This is a genomic window from Thermococcus sp. 5-4 (genome assembly GCF_002197185.1).
Classification (GTDB): Archaea; Methanobacteriota_B; Thermococci; order Thermococcales; family Thermococcaceae; genus Thermococcus; species Thermococcus radiotolerans.
Genome location: NZ_CP021848.1, coordinates 350,888 through 367,806 on the forward strand (window position 1 = coordinate 350,888; position 16,919 = coordinate 367,806).

Here is a 16,919-nt window from a genome sequence, read left to right on the forward strand (position 1 = left end):
GTCCCTACTCACGTGAAGACCGAAAATCCTTATAAACTCAGCGGTTTAGTTCATTGAGGACTAAAATAGTAGGGTGATGAACATGGTAGAGTTCAAGTACAGCAGGATATTCCTCCTCGGTTTTGGCTTTTTTGGAATAAGCATAATCTGGGCGCTGTACAACGCCTACGTGCCGATATTCCTGCAGGACACCTTCCACCTCAGCAAGACGGTGACCGGCTTCATAATGACCATCGACAACCTGTTCGCGGTCCTGCTGCTCCCGTTCCTGGGCGCGCTGAGCGATATGACGCGCACAAGGCTGGGGCGTAGGAAGCCCTACATCCTCCTGGGTGCCCCCTCTGCAGCGATAATGTTTGCGCTCATACCGATTTCGAGGATGTATGAGAGCCTCGCCCTCTTCATGGGAACGATAATCTTCATGAACTTCTTCATGGCACTGTTCCGCTCCCCTGTCGTTGCCTTTATGCCCGACATAACCCCAAGCGAGAAGCGCTCCCAGGCCAACGGGATAATCAACTTCATGGGCGGCCTTGGAGCCCTGCTGGCCTACTTCGGCGGCAAGGCCCTCTACGACATGAACTACGCCTACCCGTTCTACCTCGGCGCCGCCATAATGCTCCTGGCCAACCTTCTTGTCGTTCTCTTCGTCCCCGAGCCGGAGGAGTACCGCGTCCCAGGAAAGAAGCTCAACATACGGAAGCTCCTCGCCGAAACCTCCCACAAGAGCTTCGGCGAGCTCAAGGATAACCTCAAGGACGTCTTTGCCAGCCATGAGAGGAGCCTGCTCGCGATTCTCCTTGCTATATTCCTCTGGTTCATCGCCTTCAACTCCCTGGAGACTTTCTTCACTAGCTACGCCAAGTACTACCTTGGCATCGAGGAGAGCACGGGGGCATTTATGCTCGGGCTGTTCTCCCTGAGCTTCATGATATTCGCGATTCCCGCGGGCTTCATAGGTGCCAGGCTGGGCAGGAGGAGAACCATAACCCTCGGCCTTATAATAATCATAGGAATATTGGTGGGAGCGTATCTCGTCGGCGAGGGTCAGAAACCGGAATCAAGTTCCCTCTCGGACCCCGTGGTCATGACGTTCATGGGGCTGTTCTTCGTAGGTGGCATGGGCTGGGCGATGGTCAACGTGAACTCCCTGCCGATGGTCGTTGACATGACGACCGAGGAGAAGCTCGGAGGCTACACGGGACTCTACTACTTCTTCAGCCAGGCGGCAAACCTCGTCGCGCCCCCGCTGGCCGGAGCATTCCTTGACCTCATCGGCTACAGGACGCTGATACCGTTCTCAATAGCCTTCTTCATCCTGGCGGCCATAGCGATGCAGTTCGTCAGGCGTGGAGACATCGTCCGGCGTAAGGGAGAGGCACTGGACTACGTTCCGGACATGGACTGATGCCCTTTCATTTTTTACAGTTTTTAGCCCTTTGAACCGAAAACGTAAAAACTTCCTTTTGACATAACGGTGTCAAAATAAGGGGGTGAAACCATGAAGGGTAAGGGATTCAAATGGGGCACCGTTCTGGGCCTTGCCCTGCTCGGGTTCAGCAGGAGCACCGGCTGGGCTCTCAACAAAGGTCTGTCTTTCCCTCTGCTCTCCAGTTACACCGGTTCGGCCTTCATTAAGGGAACGATTTTGGCCGTTGAGGGTTTCATCGGTCTGTTCATTCCAGTTCTCCTCGGCTATTACAGCGATACGCTTAAATCAAAGCACGGACGGAGAAGGCCATTCATAATGGCCGGCGGAGTTCTCGCTGGCATCGCGGCGCTCATGATATACGGTTCCTACGTCATGGAGGCACCCCTGTGGGGCTTTGCGCTGGTTCTGGGATTCTTCTACCTCTCGATGCACCTCTACACCGCCCAGTACCGCGCCCTGATGCCCGACACGATTGAGAGCGGTCACCGCGGGAAGGCCAGCGGCGTTATAACACTCCTCGAATGGGCCGGCAACCTCTTCCTCTTCGGTCTGGCGGGGTTCCTGATAGCGAAGGCCGTGGCCGAGACCGGGGAGAGTGAGGGAATAAAGGCACTGGCCCAGACGCCCTACCTCAAGGTTCCGTTCCTCGTAACCGCGGCGTTCCTGATAGGCGCGGCGCTCTTCGTGTACTTCATTGTCAAGGAGCCCGAAGCGCCGGAGATCGTGGAGGATGAGAGCCTCTGGGACTATCTCAAAAGCATCGTCGAGAACCGCGATTTTCTCAAGTTCTACGCCGCTCAAACACTCTGGTGGATGAGCTTTGAGTTCATAGCCATCTTCCTCTACGGCATACTCGCTTACATACTGTACGGCTCGGCGAGCGAGGAGAACATAAAGGCGGTGACCTCCCTGGGCCTCTACCTGATGGCCCTCTTCAACGTCACGGTTCTCCTGGGGGCACTGCCGGGGGGAATAATCTACGACAGGCTCGGGAGGCGCCTTAGCATAGTCCTCGGCGGCGTTATCTTTGCCCTGCCCCAGCTGTGGGGATGGTTCGTGACGAGCAGAACCGAGATAGTGATCGCCCTCGGGCTGGCGGGAGTGGGATGGGGAATTCTGATGGCGGCCTCGTACCCGGTAATCGGCGACCTGCTGACCCGCTTCGAAAAGGAGGCCTTCACCGGCAGGTACTACGGCTTCTTCGAGGCCACCCGTGCCCTGCCGCTTCTCCTCGCGGGAGTCCTGGGTGGCGCCATTGTTGACCTGACCGGGGAGAACTACAGGGTTCTCTTCCCCATCGGGGCCCTGATGGTTCTCCTCGCGATGCCCATGATATGGCGCATGCGGAACCTGGACGTGACCGCGGAGGGTTGAGGCATGACGTGGGTTGGCGTTTTTATCATTGTTCTCCTTGTTTTTCTTGCCTTTTCGGCCTTCGTTGCCTACAAGATGATAACGCCGCCTCGTCTCGTCGGGGATTGGACCCCAAAGGACCTCGGCTTCGATTATGAAGAGGTTACCTTCGAAACGGAGGACGGCCTGAAGCTGAGGGGCTGGTGGGTGGACAACGGAAGCGATAAGACCGTTCTCCCACTCCACGGCTACACCGCGAGCAGGTGGGAGAAGCTGTACATGAGACCGACGATAGAGTTCCTCCTCAGCGAGGGCTACAACGTTCTGGCCTTTGACTTTCGGGCCCACGGAAAGAGCGAAGGAAAGTACACAACGGTCGGTGACAGGGAGCTGCTCGATGCCAGGGCAGCCATAGCGTGGCTGAGGGAGAACCACCCCGAACGCGCCCAGAGGATAGGGCTTGTGGGTTTCTCCATGGGTGCCATAGTCACGATACGCTCCCTCGCCGAGGTCGAGGGAATCTGCTGCGGCGTTGCCGACAGTCCGCCCATGTACCTCGACAGGACTGGTGCCAGGGGACTCAGATACTTTGCAAAGCTCCCCGAGTGGCTCCACATATTCGTCAGGCCGCTCACGAAGCTCTTCAGCGGCGGGAAAGAGATTCATCCCATAGAGTACGCCGAGAGGGTCAGAAAACCCCTCCTCCTCATAGCGGGGGAGAAAGACCCGCTGGTGATGGTCGACGAGGTCAGGGAGTTCTACGAGAAAAACAGGGAAATAAACCCGGACGTTGAGCTCTGGGTTACCGATGCCCCCCACGTGAGGACGATAAAGTTCCACCCGGAGGAATGGAAAGGGAAAGTGGGGGAGTTCCTCGGGAAGTGGATGGGTTAGCTAGCTTTTCTTTATTCCTCATTCAAGCCTCTTTACCGCCCAGTTGTAGAGGAGTATCGCTATCAGGAGCATTCCAAAGGCGCTCACTGCGACCCACGCAACGTCTGGCAGGACCTCGCTTGCCGGCCTGTGGTAGAGCTCCAGCAGGCGAAGGCTCTTCAGCGCCGTTCCGAGAGGGAAGTAGTTCGCTATGGGCTTCGCCCACTCAGGCAGTATGCTCGCTGGGATGACGATGCCGGCTAGGAAAAGCAGGGGCATCGAGATGAGGTTGACTATCGCGTTCGTTGCTTTTATGCTCCTCGTGCCCATGGCTATCGCCAGCCCGAGGCTCATTGAGAAGACCGCCGCGAGGAATATTATGAGCCAGCCGAGGGCGCTTGGAAAGACGGTCTCTCCAAAGACCAGTTTTGCGTAAACTATTCCAATGACTATGCTCACGGTTATGACGATGAAGGTCGAGAGCATCTTTCCGGCCAGGAAGTCCCACGCCGTCGCCGGCGAGGCCGCTATGCGCCTCAGCGTCCCATGTTCTATCTCCTCAAGAGTCCCGGAGCCTATCATGAGCATCGTGGCGAAGAGGAACTGAATCCCGATGAAGCTTGTGACGTAGAACTGAATAGCGGAGGGCGCTTCTCCCTTCACTTCCCTCTCCTCCAGCTCGAGTGGATTCGTGAGTCCGAGCATGTACCTTTCGAGGTCAGCCACTGTGAAGTTTCCCATTGCATCCGCTGGAACGTACTTTTCCATGTAGCCCAGGGTGATGTTCAAGCGCCTTTCGGTCATCCCCTTCTCAAACTCGGAGAAGAAGCCCTTGATGACGCCGCTCACTATCTGGTAGTTCTGGGGATCGCTCCTGTCGAAGTAGGCGTAGATCTCTGCCTGCAGACCGCTCGAAACGTTCTCTCCGAAGTCCCTTGGAAAGACCAGGAGAACATCGATTCTTCCGGTTCTGACGGCATCTACCCCCGCGCTCTCGTTGGGGTACTGTCTGACCTTGAAAACGTGGACACCCTCCATCGTCACGTTTTCCATCACGTTAACGATGTCCGCCGCGGTGAAGGGGGCACTCTCGTTGAAGTAGACGACGCCGACGTCAACGGTTATCGGCGGGTTGTGGCCGCCCCATATTCCCCCTAGTAGGGTGATCCACATGAGCGGAAAGACAAATATCCAGAAGAGCGCCATCCTCTCCCTTCTCGTCTCCCTTAAGTCCTTGCCGATTATGGCCTTGATGGCTCTGGCCTTCATTTCAGCCCCCTCCCCGTGAGCTTCAGGAAAACGTCCTCCAGGGTCGGCTCTTCAACCCTTATCGTCCGTATCTCGCTCCCCGCTTCAACGAGCAGCTCGACGACTCTCGGCAGGGCGGTCTTTGCTTCCTCCACGCCAATCCTGAGCGTCCCCTCGCGCTCTATCGTCCTCGGGAACTCCTTTCTCACGAGTTCAGTGCCCTTCAGAATGCCTTCGACGTGTATCACGCTTCCCTCCCCCGCCAACGACTTCAGCTCGTTCGGAGTCCCGACGGCTATTACCCTTCCCTCGTTCATTATCGCCACCCTGTCCGCTAATGCCTCTGCCTCCTCCATGTAGTGGGTCGCCAGGAGTACCGTCCGCCCCTCTTTGCGGAGTCTCATGATCAGGCTCCAGAGCTCCCTCCTTGACGGCACATCGAGTCCGGCGGAAGGTTCGTCGAGGATGAGGAGTCTTGGCTCGTAGAGGAGTGCTATCGCCAGATTGAGGCGTCTCTTAAAGCCGCCGCTCAGCTCCCTGGCTTTCTTCTTCGCGGGCAGGGAGAACTCCAAAATGAGCTTCTTCACCCGTTCTCTCGGTGCGTCGTATAGGTCGGCGTAAAAGCGCAGGTTCTCCTCCACGGTTAATAGATCGTAGGCCACACTCGCCTGGGGCGCGTAGCCGATCAGTCTGGCGGTCCTCTTTGAGAGGGGCTCACCGAAGACCACTATCTCACCGGAGTCGTAGCCCAGCCCCTCGGCCAGAATCCTTATGAGCGTCGTCTTTCCGGCCCCGTTCGGCCCCAGGAGCGCGAAAACCTCGCCCTCCTCGACCGTGAGGTCTATTCCCTTCAATGCCAAAAAGTCCCCGTAACTCTTCTTCAGTCCCCTAATCTCAAGGGCTCTCATCGGCTCACCCAGTCTCTATTTGGGCGTCATGTGATATAAACCCCCAAGAAATTCTGAGATTCAGAACGGCCTCGGCTAACCCTCTTCTCCTCACCGCTCAGCGTGGCTAACGCTCGTCATCGGCCTGAGGGAGTTGATGCCAAGGTTTTAAAAAGAATCCGTCGAGGAAAGAAGGGGGATGAAGAGCGTTTACCGGTCGGATCGCTACCGGATGAAGAGACTGGCACTGGCCGACCCCATCACTTCTTGAAGAGTTCGTGCTCAACCAGTGCGACTATATCGTTGTGGATGTCCTCCACGCTGGCCAGGGCGTTAACTATCCTCATCTCGGGGAAGCGCTCTGCTAACTTGAGGTAGTTCTCGCGCACCTTCTTCTGGAGCTCCGCTATTTTATCGAACTCTGTCTTTATGCTCCGCCCGTTTATGCGCTTCATGCTCTCCTTGACGGGTAGATCGAGGAGAATCACAAGGTCGGGCCGTATCGCGAAGCGGTTCAGGTCGATCAGCCACTCAAGGTCTAGTCCCCTTGCCCACTGGTAGGCAAGGGAAGAGTAGAAGTAGCGGTCCGAGATTACGACCTTTCCAGCTTCGACGGCCGGTTTTATCAGCTTGCTGACGTGCTCCGCCCTGTCGGCGGCGAAGAGAAGTGCCTCGGCCTCGTGGCTTATCCTGGCGCCATCGATTATACCCTCACGTCCTCCGGTGAGAACCAGCTTCCTTATCAGTTTTCCAAAGGCGGTATCCGTTGGCTCCTTTGTGAGAACGACTTCGTAGCCTTTTTCCTCAAACCACTCCGCCAGAAGCCTTGCCTGGGTTGATTTACCGGCGCCATCGATGCCTTCCATGACTATGAATGCTCCCACAGACGTCACCCCCAAAATGAACGGAAGATTATAGCGAGCCCTACCCTTTTAACGCTTTTCTCTTAAAGATTTTTGAGGGGTTTAAAAGGGAGGGCAAAAATTCAAAGGTTCTTCTTCATGTGGTCCAAGAGCTTCCACATGCTTCCGAACTCGAACTCCTCCCCGTCCTTGTAGAACTCAACGATGCCCTCGGGCCTAAAGCGCAGTCCAAAGTCGTAATCCCCCTTCTGGAGTTTGTGCATAAAGACTTCCTTGGGCTTTGGCGGGAGATAGCTCGTCATCATGTCGTTTATCAGCTCGACCTCGAAGCCGAAGTGGTCGCTCATGCGCGGGAAGAACAGCACCGCCGGCGTGTTCATGGCGTCAACGAGGGCCTTGGCCTCAACGCGGAAGTTGTAGTACTTGAAGACCTCGTGGAGGAAGTCATCCAGGGCGTTGGGATAGTACACGGTCGCCCCGATGTCGTTGGGCTGAGCCTCGATGAAGCTCTTGCTCTCCATTATCGCCCCTATCTCGTCGCTGTCAATACCGCTCACGTAGACGCGAACACCGCCGTAGTAGTAGACGTACGCCAGCGGAAGCCCCTTTCTATGGGCAAAGTCCTTCAGGGCTATCAGCGGAATCAGACGGACGTCCATTATGGTGGAACCGGTGCTGACGATTCCGACCACCATCGCTCGCTTCCCGTATCTGGATATCGCCCTGCCGTCCCTTCCGACTATTATCGTGCCGTGGGATATCGTTCCTATGGCCCTTCCAAGAAGGGCGAGCTCCTCAGGGTTGAACCTCTGGGAGTAGTACACTTCCACTTCCACCACCTCAATCCGGGAGTATTATACTCTCCTTACCGATCCTAGACTCCACCCAAATCTTAACGTTGGAGCCTATCTTGCTGAAGTCCTCTATGAGCGTGTTGTCACCGATAACGCTGCCGGGCTGTATAACAACGCCCTTGCCCACGTGGACGTTCTCCCCTATTATCGCCTCCCTAATCTCGGCGCCCTCCTCTATGATTGCCCCTGAAAATATCACCGAACGCTCTATTTTAACGTTTCTGCCGATTTCCACGTCGTCTCCGAGCACAGCGAAGCCCCTGACCTCCGGCCGCCTCAGGACGCAGCGCCTGCCGGTTATCAGGGCGCCCCCGTACTCCAGATTCCCCTTGAGGCTCTCGGTTCTCAGGCCCGGCAGGACCAGTCTGCCCAGGAAAACGTCCTCCGTGGCCTGAAGGTAGCTCGAAGGCCTGCCGACGTCGTTCCAGTACTCGTTGAACGGGAATCCGTAGAGGGCCAGGTCGTTCTCAAGCATCCTGGGGAACAGGTCCTTGGAAAAATCGAAGTTCTTGCCTTTGGGGACGAGGTCAAACGCCTCCGGCTCGAAGACGTAGATGCCGGCGTTGACGAGATTGCTGAAGGCCTCTTCGGGCTTTGGCTTCTCCTTGAAGCGGAGTATCCTGCCATCTTCGTTTATTATCGCTATGCCGTACTGGGTCGGGTCTTCAACCCGCGAGAGGGCTATCGTTGCGAGGGCCTTTTTTTGAACGTGATAATCGTACAACGCCCTCAGGTCCAGGTTCGTGAGCACGTCGCTCGAGACTACGAAGAAGGCATCGTCCATCTCCTTAACCACCTTCTTGGTGGCACCAGCCGTTCCAAGCTTCACGTTGTCCTTGTTGGAGTAGTGTATCTGGATTCCCCACTGGCTACCGTCGCCGAAGTAGTCCATTATGCGCTCCTTGAGGTACCCAACCAAAACGTAGACCTCATCAACTCCCGCCTTCACGAGACTCTGGACGGTGTACTCCATCAGAGGCCTGTTGAAGAAGGGTATCATGGGCTTCGGCCTGTAGACGGTCAGCGGTAGCAGCCGTGTTCCCCTGCCCCCGGCCAAAATCACTGCCTTCATTACGCGCACCACTGGACTATATCACCGCTGGTTAATATACTTTGCGCCGGAGGTAGGCAGATGGACATCGGTCACTAAATTTGGACACCGCGCACCTGTCGTTGTGACAACCAGACCCTCTGTTTCTGCAGGATTGAGGCAAGAAAAGGTCTGAATTGAGCTTTCGGCTGGTCACAACGACGAAGAATTTTTAAGTTTAAATCCAACTCCCATCGGAGGCGATACTATGAACGCCTTGGAGAGGCTCGAAAGGCTCCTCGACAAAGAGCAGTTTGAGAAAATCAGAGCGATAAACAATCCCGAACTCCACGAGTTTTTGGCAGAATGGATCGAATGGCTTGAGCCGGATAAGGTTTTCGTTTGCACCGATAGTGAAGAGGACGAGCACTACGTCCGCTGGAAGGCCCTCTATTACGGGGAGGAGAAGCTCCTCGAAACGCCGAACCACACCGTCCACTACGACAACTACTACGACCAGGCCAGGGACAAGGCCAACACCAAGCTCCTCGTTCCAGGCGGGAAGGAGATTCCATTCCTCAACACCAAGGACAGGGACGAGGGGCTGAAGGAGATACGTGAGCTCATGAAGGGCGTCATGAGGGGTAAGGAGCTCTTCGTGTGCTTCTTCGTCCTTGGACCGAAGAACTCGGTTTTCACGATTCCAGCCGTTCAGCTCACCGATTCGGCCTACGTTGCCCACTCCGAGTTCATCCTTTACAGGAAAGGCTATGAGGAGTTCAAACGCCTCGGAAGGCAGGCCAGATTCTTCCGCTTCGTCCACTCAGCCGGCGAGCTCGACGAAAGAAAGACCAGCAAGAACCTCGATAAGAGGCGCATCTACATAGACCTCGTTGGTGAGACGGTTTACTCCGTTAACACCCAGTATGGAGGGAACACCATAGGCCTCAAGAAGCTCGCCTTCAGGCTCACCATCCAGCGCGCCGTCAGGGAGGGCTGGCTCAGTGAGCACATGTTCCTGATGCGCGTCAACGGCCCCAACGGAAGGAAGACCTACTTCACCGGCGCCTATCCGAGCATGTGCGGAAAGACTTCCACCGCCATGATAAGCTGGGAGAACATCGTCGGCGACGATTTGGCCTTCATAATGCCCTTCAACGGCGTTGCTCGGGGAGCGAACGTTGAGAAGGGTGTCTTCGGTATCATCCAGGGCGTCAACCCGGAGGACGACCCGATTATTTGGCAGGTTCTTCACTCGCCGGTCGAGATAATCTTCTCCAACGTTCTCATCAAGGACGGGAAGCCCTACTGGAACGAGATGGGGGTTCCGATTCCGGACGATGGAGAGAACCACAGCGGAAAGTGGTGGCGCGGGAAGAAAGACAAGGAAGGAAACGAGATACCGCCGAGCCACAAGAACGCGCGCTTTACAGTCAGCCTTGAACACTTCCCGAACGTTGACCTGGAGGCCCTCGAAGCCCCGTGCGGGGTTGAGGTTGGTGGAATGATATTCGGCGGCCGCGACAAGGACACCTGGCCCCCGGTGAGAGAAGCCTTCGACTGGAAGCACGGCGTCGTTACGATGGGCGCCGCCCTTGAGAGCGAAACCACCGCGGCAACCCTCGGCAAGGAGGGCGTCCGTGCCTTTAACCCGATGGCCATCCTGGACTTCATGAGCGTTCCGCTGGGGGACTACATCAGAAACTACCTTGAGTTCGAGAAGAAGCTGAGGAAGGCCCCGAAGATATTTGCGGTGAACTACTTCCTCCGCGACGAAAACGGCAACTGGCTCAACCACAAGCTCGACAAGGCGGTCTGGCTCAAGTGGATGGAGCTTCGCGTTCACGGCGACGTTGACGCCATCGAGACGCCGATAGGCTACATTCCGAAGTACGAGGATTTGGCGAGGCTCTTCAGGGAGGTTCTGGACAAGGAGTACACCAGGGAGGCCTACGAGAAGCAGTTCACGGTAAGGGTTCCGGAACTGCTAGCGAAGATTGAGCGCATCGAGAAGATCTACCGCGAGCAGGTTAGGGAGGTTCCGGAGGAGCTCTTCCAGGTTCTTGAGGAGGAGCGTAAGAGGCTCCTTGAGGCCAGGGAGAGGTACGGTGACTACGTCAGCCCCTTCGTCCTCGAGGGGGAGTAAGCCTTTCTTCCCTTCTTTTCGTCAAACGCCGAGCGGCAAGACTTTTTAAGGTTCGCGCCGATTACGTATCACCCAAGATGATACACGGGTGGTTGCCATGGTTGAACTTGACACCTGTACCCAGGATGTAATCAGGGAGAAGCTCCCGCATCCCCTGAAGGATTTGGCGGAGCTGGCGTACAACTACTGGTGGAGCTGGAACCGGCGTGCCACAAAGCTCTGGGAGTACATAGACCCGGAGCTCTGGATGGAACACAAGAACCCGGTCAAGCTCCTTCTCGACGTTCCCCAGAGCCGCCTTCGCGAGCTTCTCAAGGATGACGATTTTATGAACCTCTACGACCTGGTCACCGAGCAGTTTGAGAGCTACATGAACCCCCAGTCCACCTGGTTCTCCACCAACTACCCCAAGTGGGACAGGCCGATAGTGTACCTGTGCATGGAGTACGGGATAAGCAGGAGCCTGCCCATTTACTCCGGAGGGCTGGGTATATTGGCTGGAGACCACGTTAAGACCGCCAGCGACCTCGGTTTGCCGTTCATCGCGATTGGCCTTCTCTACAAGCACGGCTATTTCCGGCAGGAAATTGAGAGGGACGGCAGACAGAGGGAGGTCTTTCCGGAGTACCGGCCGGGTGAGATGCCGATTAAACCCGTTCTCGGCAAGGACGGAAAGCCCCTACTGGTGGAGGTTCCAATAGAGGACAGAATCATCTACGCGAGAGCCTTTGAGGTCACTGTTGGCAGGGTAAAGATATACCTCCTCGACACTGACGTACCGGAGAACGGTGCCGACGACAGGACGATATGCGACTACCTCTACAACGCGGAGATAGACAAGAGGATAAAGCAGGAGATACTCCTGGGAATCGGTGGCATGAGACTGCTTAAAGCCCTCGGGATAGAGCCCGGCGTGGTTCACCTCAACGAGGGACACCCGGCCTTTGCAAACCTCCAGAGGATTGCCTGGTACATGGATGAGGGCCTTACCTTCACCGAGGCGCTCAGCATAGTGAGGGGTACTACCGTTTTCACCACCCACACCCCGGTTCCGGCGGGGCACGACAGGTTCCCGATAGATGAGGTCAGGAAGAGACTGGCAAAGTTCCTTGAGGGTAGGGAGGAGCTGCTGGAGCTCGGCAGGGAGGACAACCAGCTGAACATGACCCTCCTCGCTATCAGAACGTCGAGCTACGTCAACGGCGTAAGCCAGCTCCACGCGGAGGTCAGCAAGCGCATGTGGAAGGACCTCTGGCCCGACGTTCCCATAGACGAGATACCCATCGAGGGCATCACGAACGGAATCCACACCATGACGTGGGTTCACAACGAGATGAGGAAGCTCTTCGACCGCTACCTCGGCAAGATCTGGCGCGAGCACACCAACCTCGAAGGCCTCTGGTACGCCGTTGAGATGATCCCCGACGAGGAGCTCTGGGAGGCGCACCTCGAGGCCAAGAGGCAGTTCATAGAGTTCCTCAGGAGAAAGGTCATGAGGCGGAACGAGCGCCTTGGAACGGACGATCCTTTACCCGATATGGACGAGAACGCCCTTATAATCGGCTTTGCCAGGCGCTTTGCAACATACAAGCGTGCAACCCTTCTGTTCACTGACCTTGAGAGGCTGAAGAGAATCCTCAACGACCCCGAAAGGCCGGTTTACCTGGTCTTCGGTGGAAAGGCTCATCCGATGGACGAGGCCGGAAAGGAGTTCCTCAAACGCGTTTACGAAGTCAGCCAGATGCCCGAGTTCAGGGGCAAGATATTCGTGATGGAGAACTACGACATGGGCAGCGCGAGGCTAATGGTCGCTGGTGTTGACGTCTGGCTCAACACGCCGCGCAGGCCGATGGAGGCGAGCGGAACCAGCGGCATGAAAGCTGGACTAAACGGCGTCCTCAACGCGAGCATCTACGACGGCTGGTGGGTCGAGGGCTACAACGGCAAGAACGGCTGGGTCGTTGGGGAGGAGAGCACGGAGCCGGAGACCGAGGCCGACGATGTAAAGGATGCGCAGGCCCTCTACGACCTTCTGGAGAGGGAGATAATCCCGACCTACTACGGCAACAGGGAGAGATGGATATACATGATGAAGGAGAGCATCAAGAGCATAGCGCCGCGCTTCAGCACCCACCGGATGGTCAAGGAGTACGTCGGCAGGTTCTACGCGAAGGCCATGAGCAACCACATCTGGCTCACCCGCGAGAATTATCGGGGAACCAAGGAGATAGCCGCTTGGAAGGACCGCGTCACGGCGTCGTGGGACAGCGTGGTGATAGAGGACCTCCGGGTCAGGGAAGACAGAAGCGGCTTTGATGTCACCGTGTACCTCGACGGACTCGCGCCGGAAGATGTGAGGGTCGAGCTCTACTACGGAGTCAAGGCTGAGGGCTACCACGTGGAGAAGCCCTACATCATCGAGCTGAGGCACCCGAAGGAGCTCGGCGGAAACAGGTGGCTCTACACCTACGAGGGAACAGCACTGAGGCACCTCGGCGACCCCTGCTGGCACTACGCGCTCCGCGTTTACCCGCACCACGAGAAGCTGCCCCACAGGTTCCTGCTTGGACTGGTTAAGTGGAGGGGCTTCGAGTAGCCCCGCTCCTTTGAAATTTTAGAAAAGAGGTCACTTGTGGGCGAAGACCGCCACGACCTTCTCTCCAACTTCATCGATTCTGACGAAGCCGAAGCGCTCGAACTGGACTATGTCGTCGACCTTGAGCTCTGCGTCGCTCTCCAGGAGGCCCTTTCTGACTATCAGCTCGTCTCCCTCCGGCACGAGAACCTCGCAGGGCTTTCCTTCGGTGACCCAGTGGACCATCCTCCAGCGGTGCTCCCTGGCCACCTCGTACTCGACGCTGTGGAACTTCGCCCTGATCCCGTCTTCGCCCGCCTCGATTATCTCAACGTTGAAGAGGTCCTTCAGGCGGACGAAGCTGCCCGGCTTGAAGAGCTCCATGTCGTCCCTTGAGACGTAGACGGGCTCTCCCGGTCTGAACTTGAGCTTTCTCGTCCCCCTCTCGGGGTGGTCGGGGTGGAGCGGTATCTCCGCTGTGAACTCCTCGTCATAGCCCTCTATGTACATGGGTATCGGATCGGCCACGAAGAAGTACCTGTTGGCTATCGGCTCGATGATGTGCCTGTTTATCGCCGCGAGGTTGTCCCAGCTTATCGTCGTGTCGCTCCGCTTGAGACCGACCTCGATGATGAGCTGCCTTATTGCCTCCGGCCTTATGCCGCGCCTCTTGAGGGCCCTTATGGTTCCGAGCCTGGGGTCGTCCCAACCCAGGTACTTCCCTTCCTGGATTCCCTTCCTCGTCTTGGACTTGCTGAGGATCACTCCCTCTATGCTGAGCCTCCCGTGGTGGACGGTAACCGGGTACTCCCAGCCGAAATAGTCGTAGATGTAGCGCTGCCTCGTTTCGTTCTCCGCGTGCTCCTGGCCGCGGAAGATGTGTGTGACACCGAGCTCGTAGTCGTCTATGGCCGAGGCGAAGTTGTAGAGGGGCCAGACGCGGTACTTGTCACCGACACGCGGGTGATCAGGGTTGTCTATTATCCTCAGCGCCGGCCAGTCCCTCACAGCAGGATTGGGGTGCTTGAGGTCGGTCTTAATTCTGACGACGGCTTCGCCTTCCTTGTACTCGCCGTTCAGCATCTTCCTCCAGCGCTCCAGCTGTACCTCAACCGGCTCCTCCCTGTGAGGGCAGGCGATGCCCTTGTCGCGAAGCTCGCGGAACTTCTCAGGCGGGCAGGTGCAGACGTAGGCTTTTCCGCCCTTTATGAGCCTCTCAGCGTACTCGTAGTATATCTCCAGCCTGTCGCTGGCGATGTGTATCTCGTCTATCTTGAAGCCGAGCCATTCGAGGTCCTCCAGTATCCAGTCGTAGAACTTGGGCTCGGGCCTCTTGACCTTCGGGTCGGTGTCGTCAAAGCGAAGGATGAACTTGCCGCCGTAGATCCTCGCGTACTCGTGGCTCAGAATAGCGGCCCTCGCATTCCCGAGGTGGAAGGCTCCATCCGGATTGGGGGCGAAGCGGGTAACGACCTTCCCCTTCTCGGCCTTCGGCAGGGGTGGAAGGCCTTTCTTCTCCTCCTTCTTGGCCTTCTTCTCCTCGAAGAACTCGGGATAAATCTCCCTCAGCTTAGCCTCCTGCTCCTCGATGCTCATGCCGTTGACCCTCTCGACGATTTCGTTCACGAGGGGAATTACCTCCTTCGCCCTCGGCCTCAGCTCCGGGTTCTCGCCGAGAACCTTCCCTATCACCGCCTTGGCGTTCGCCTTTCCCTTGTGGGTGTAAGCGTTTATGAGCGCGTACTTCAGTATAAGCTCCTCCACGTTCATTCTCCTCACCGGGGGGAGAAAGGCGGGAGTAGTTATAAAGTTAGTCCTCAGAAATTGGGAGAAAAGAGGTGCGGAGCTCACTCCGCGAAGGTAACTATCTTGAGGTTTATCGGGCGCCTGACGACGTTGTACTTCCTCGCGCCCACGAGGTACTTGACACCGCTCTCGCTCACGGTGTCTATGAGCCTCTGAGTTATGACGCCGTTGAAGACCACCGCGTAGACGTCCTTGCGCTCCTTGAGCTGGTTCGTGAGTTCCCTAACCGGTATCTCCGCAACGGTGTTCTTGTCCTTGTCGAGGAGGAGTGCCATTGACTCCTTGGAGGCCTTGACCTTCTCTATGAACTGGCCGAATTCGTCGAGTTCGCTCGGCTTCGGCTGCTGGATGGGTTTTATTATGCGCTCCTCCCTCCTGGGCTCCGGCTGGGGTTTCCTCTCCTCAACCTTCTGCGGCTGCGCTGGAGTCACCGCCTGGGCGGGTGGTTTGGCTTCCCTCTTCTCCTCCCTGGCCTTTGCCTTCTCCTTTTCCTTGATGACGTCGTAGAAGTTCCTGCCCTTGTAGAATATCTCCGTTATGACCTGCTCTGCCGGAACCTTGCTCCTGAGGGACTTGACTATCTCCTTCTTGGTAAGCTCCTCGACCTCCTTGCCCTCCGGTGCCCTTGCCACGTAGTCAACATCCGCCACCTGAAGGAGCTCCTTGAGGATGAGCTCGCCGCCGCGGTCACCGTCGGTGAAGGCGGTAACGATGCGCTCCTTGCTGAGCTTGATTATCGTCTCCGGAACGGAGGTGCCCTCAACGGCTATGGCGTTCTTTATGCCGTGCTTGAGCAGGTTGAGAACATCCGCCCTGCCTTCGACGACTATGATTGAGTCTGAGAACGGTACGTGAGGTCCAGCGGGAAGCTTCTCGGGACCGTACTCTATGAGTTCCTTGGCACGGACGGCCTTCTTGACCTCCTCGGTAAGCTCCTGGGTTTCCGGTATCTCCTGCTCCATCAGGCTCTCGAGTATCTCCTTGGCCCTCTCGATTATGTACTTCCTCTTGGTCGCCCTGACGTCTTCGATGCGGAGAACCTTTATCTTGGCCTCGGCCGGACCAACGCGGTCGATGGTTTCGAGAGCAGCCGCCAAGATAGCGGTCTCGACCCTGTCAAGGCTCGAGGGGACCGTTATCGTTCCGTAGGTCTTTCCGGCCTTGGTGTGAACCTCAACCCTTATCCTTCCAATCCTTCCGGTCTTCTGAAGTTCCCTTAAATCGAGATCGTCACCCAGAAGGCCCTCAGTTTGACCAAAAATAGCACCAACGACGTCGGGCCTTTCAACAATTCCGTTCGCTTCAAACTCCGCATATATCACGTACTTTGTGGTTCCAAACTCGTCTTTGGCTGACATACCACCACCTTCTTTCCGTTTTTCAAACTTCTGCTTTTCAGCCAAAATGTGGTGAAGCACTGTCTTCTTCCTCTTCATCGAATCCCCTCCAACAGGGGGTCAGAAACGGAGACGACCTTAAGGTAGAGGCCGTAGAGGTCCTCAATCCCTTTGATGTCCTTCTTTGCTATTCTCTTGAGCTCCCTGCGCGTCTCTGAATCAACCCTGCAGGGATAGCCCTCCAGATACCGGAGGAGCTTCCTTGCGAGTTCTTCGCCCTTTCTGTCGAAGTCCGTAAGTATCATGACCTCTTTATGTGATGACGCGATGAGCGCAACTTCCGTTAAAGGCAGGCGGGAGAGCCTTATTATCTCCGCCCTGACCCCCAGATTCCTCAGAGCCACCTCGTCTCGCGGGCCCTCCACGATGAGGGCTCCCTCAAACTCTCGCAGTTTATCTATAAGCTCCAGGAATCTTTTATAGTTTTCGGCGTACATATTGCCGTCGGTTAGGTA

At 56.6% G+C, this 16,919-nt stretch carries 13 protein-coding genes; 5 read left to right on the forward strand and 8 right to left on the reverse strand.

Features of this window, described 5'->3' with window-relative positions; translation table 11 throughout:
• The first annotated feature begins 82 nt into the window (after positions 1-82).
• The 3 genes from CDI07_RS02030 to CDI07_RS02040 all read left to right on the forward strand — a co-directional run bounded on the left by CDI07_RS02030 (position 83) and on the right by CDI07_RS02040 (position 3,679).
• Complete coding sequence (locus CDI07_RS02030; protein ID WP_088180016.1) at positions 83-1,408, forward strand: SLC45 family MFS transporter; 1,326 nt, start codon at positions 83-85, stop codon at positions 1,406-1,408.
• A gap of 93 nt (positions 1,409-1,501) precedes the next feature.
• Positions 1,502-2,806, forward strand: coding sequence for an MFS transporter (locus CDI07_RS02035; protein ID WP_088180017.1), 1,305 nt, complete (start codon positions 1,502-1,504; stop codon positions 2,804-2,806).
• Positions 2,807-2,809: 3 nt separating this feature from the next.
• A complete protein-coding gene (locus CDI07_RS02040) occupies positions 2,810-3,679 on the forward strand; it encodes an alpha/beta hydrolase (protein WP_088180018.1) in 870 nt (289 codons plus the stop codon).
• Between the two features lie 18 nt (positions 3,680-3,697).
• Here CDI07_RS02040 and CDI07_RS02045 read toward each other — a convergent pair whose 3' ends face one another.
• The 5 genes from CDI07_RS02045 to CDI07_RS02065 form a co-directional block, all read right to left on the reverse strand.
• Positions 3,698-4,927, reverse strand: coding sequence for an ABC transporter permease (locus tag CDI07_RS02045; protein ID WP_088180019.1), 1,230 nt, complete (start codon positions 4,925-4,927; stop codon positions 3,698-3,700).
• The gene (locus CDI07_RS02050; RefSeq protein ID WP_088180020.1) at positions 4,924-5,814 is read right to left on the reverse strand and encodes an ABC transporter ATP-binding protein; all 891 of its coding nucleotides are present in this window, start codon (positions 5,812-5,814) and stop codon (positions 4,924-4,926) included. The genes CDI07_RS02045 and CDI07_RS02050 overlap by 4 nt, the downstream gene beginning before the upstream one ends.
• Before the next feature lie 239 nt (positions 5,815-6,053).
• A complete protein-coding gene (gene tmk / locus CDI07_RS02055; RefSeq protein WP_088180021.1) occupies positions 6,054-6,677 on the reverse strand; it encodes a dTMP kinase in 624 nt (207 codons plus the stop codon).
• Positions 6,678-6,778: 101 nt separating this feature from the next.
• Positions 6,779-7,486 (reverse strand): phospho-sugar mutase, encoded by a 708-nt coding sequence (locus CDI07_RS02060; RefSeq protein WP_088180022.1) that lies wholly within the window; start codon positions 7,484-7,486, stop codon positions 6,779-6,781.
• A 10-nt stretch (positions 7,487-7,496) separates the two neighbouring features.
• Entirely contained in the window at positions 7,497-8,582 is a 1,086-nt protein-coding gene (locus CDI07_RS02065) for a sugar phosphate nucleotidyltransferase (RefSeq protein ID WP_088180023.1), read from the reverse strand.
• Positions 8,583-8,808: 226 nt separating this feature from the next.
• Here CDI07_RS02065 and CDI07_RS02070 point away from each other — a divergent pair, with 226 nt between their 5' ends.
• Both CDI07_RS02070 and malP read left to right on the forward strand, forming a co-directional pair.
• On the forward strand, positions 8,809-10,686 hold the full coding sequence (locus tag CDI07_RS02070) for a phosphoenolpyruvate carboxykinase (GTP) (protein ID WP_193432407.1): 1,878 nt from the start codon (positions 8,809-8,811) through the stop codon (positions 10,684-10,686).
• Between the two features lie 97 nt (positions 10,687-10,783).
• Complete coding sequence (gene malP / locus CDI07_RS02075; RefSeq protein WP_088180024.1) at positions 10,784-13,282, forward strand: maltodextrin phosphorylase; 2,499 nt, start codon at positions 10,784-10,786, stop codon at positions 13,280-13,282.
• Between the two features lie 30 nt (positions 13,283-13,312).
• Here the strand turns inward: malP and CDI07_RS02080 are convergent, their stop codons facing one another.
• The 3 genes from CDI07_RS02080 to CDI07_RS02090 all read right to left on the reverse strand — a co-directional run bounded on the left by CDI07_RS02080 (position 13,313) and on the right by CDI07_RS02090 (position 16,901).
• Entirely contained in the window at positions 13,313-15,031 is a 1,719-nt protein-coding gene (locus CDI07_RS02080) for a glutamate--tRNA ligase (protein ID WP_088180025.1), read from the reverse strand.
• 77 nt (positions 15,032-15,108) lie between these two features.
• Complete coding sequence (dnaG, locus tag CDI07_RS02085) at positions 15,109-16,503, reverse strand: DNA primase DnaG (RefSeq protein WP_088180026.1); 1,395 nt, start codon at positions 16,501-16,503, stop codon at positions 15,109-15,111.
• Entirely contained in the window at positions 16,500-16,901 is a 402-nt protein-coding gene (locus tag CDI07_RS02090) for a toprim domain-containing protein (RefSeq protein WP_088180027.1), read from the reverse strand. Before CDI07_RS02090 ends, dnaG begins: the two co-directional genes overlap by 4 nt.
• Between the last annotated feature and the right edge of the window lie 18 nt (positions 16,902-16,919).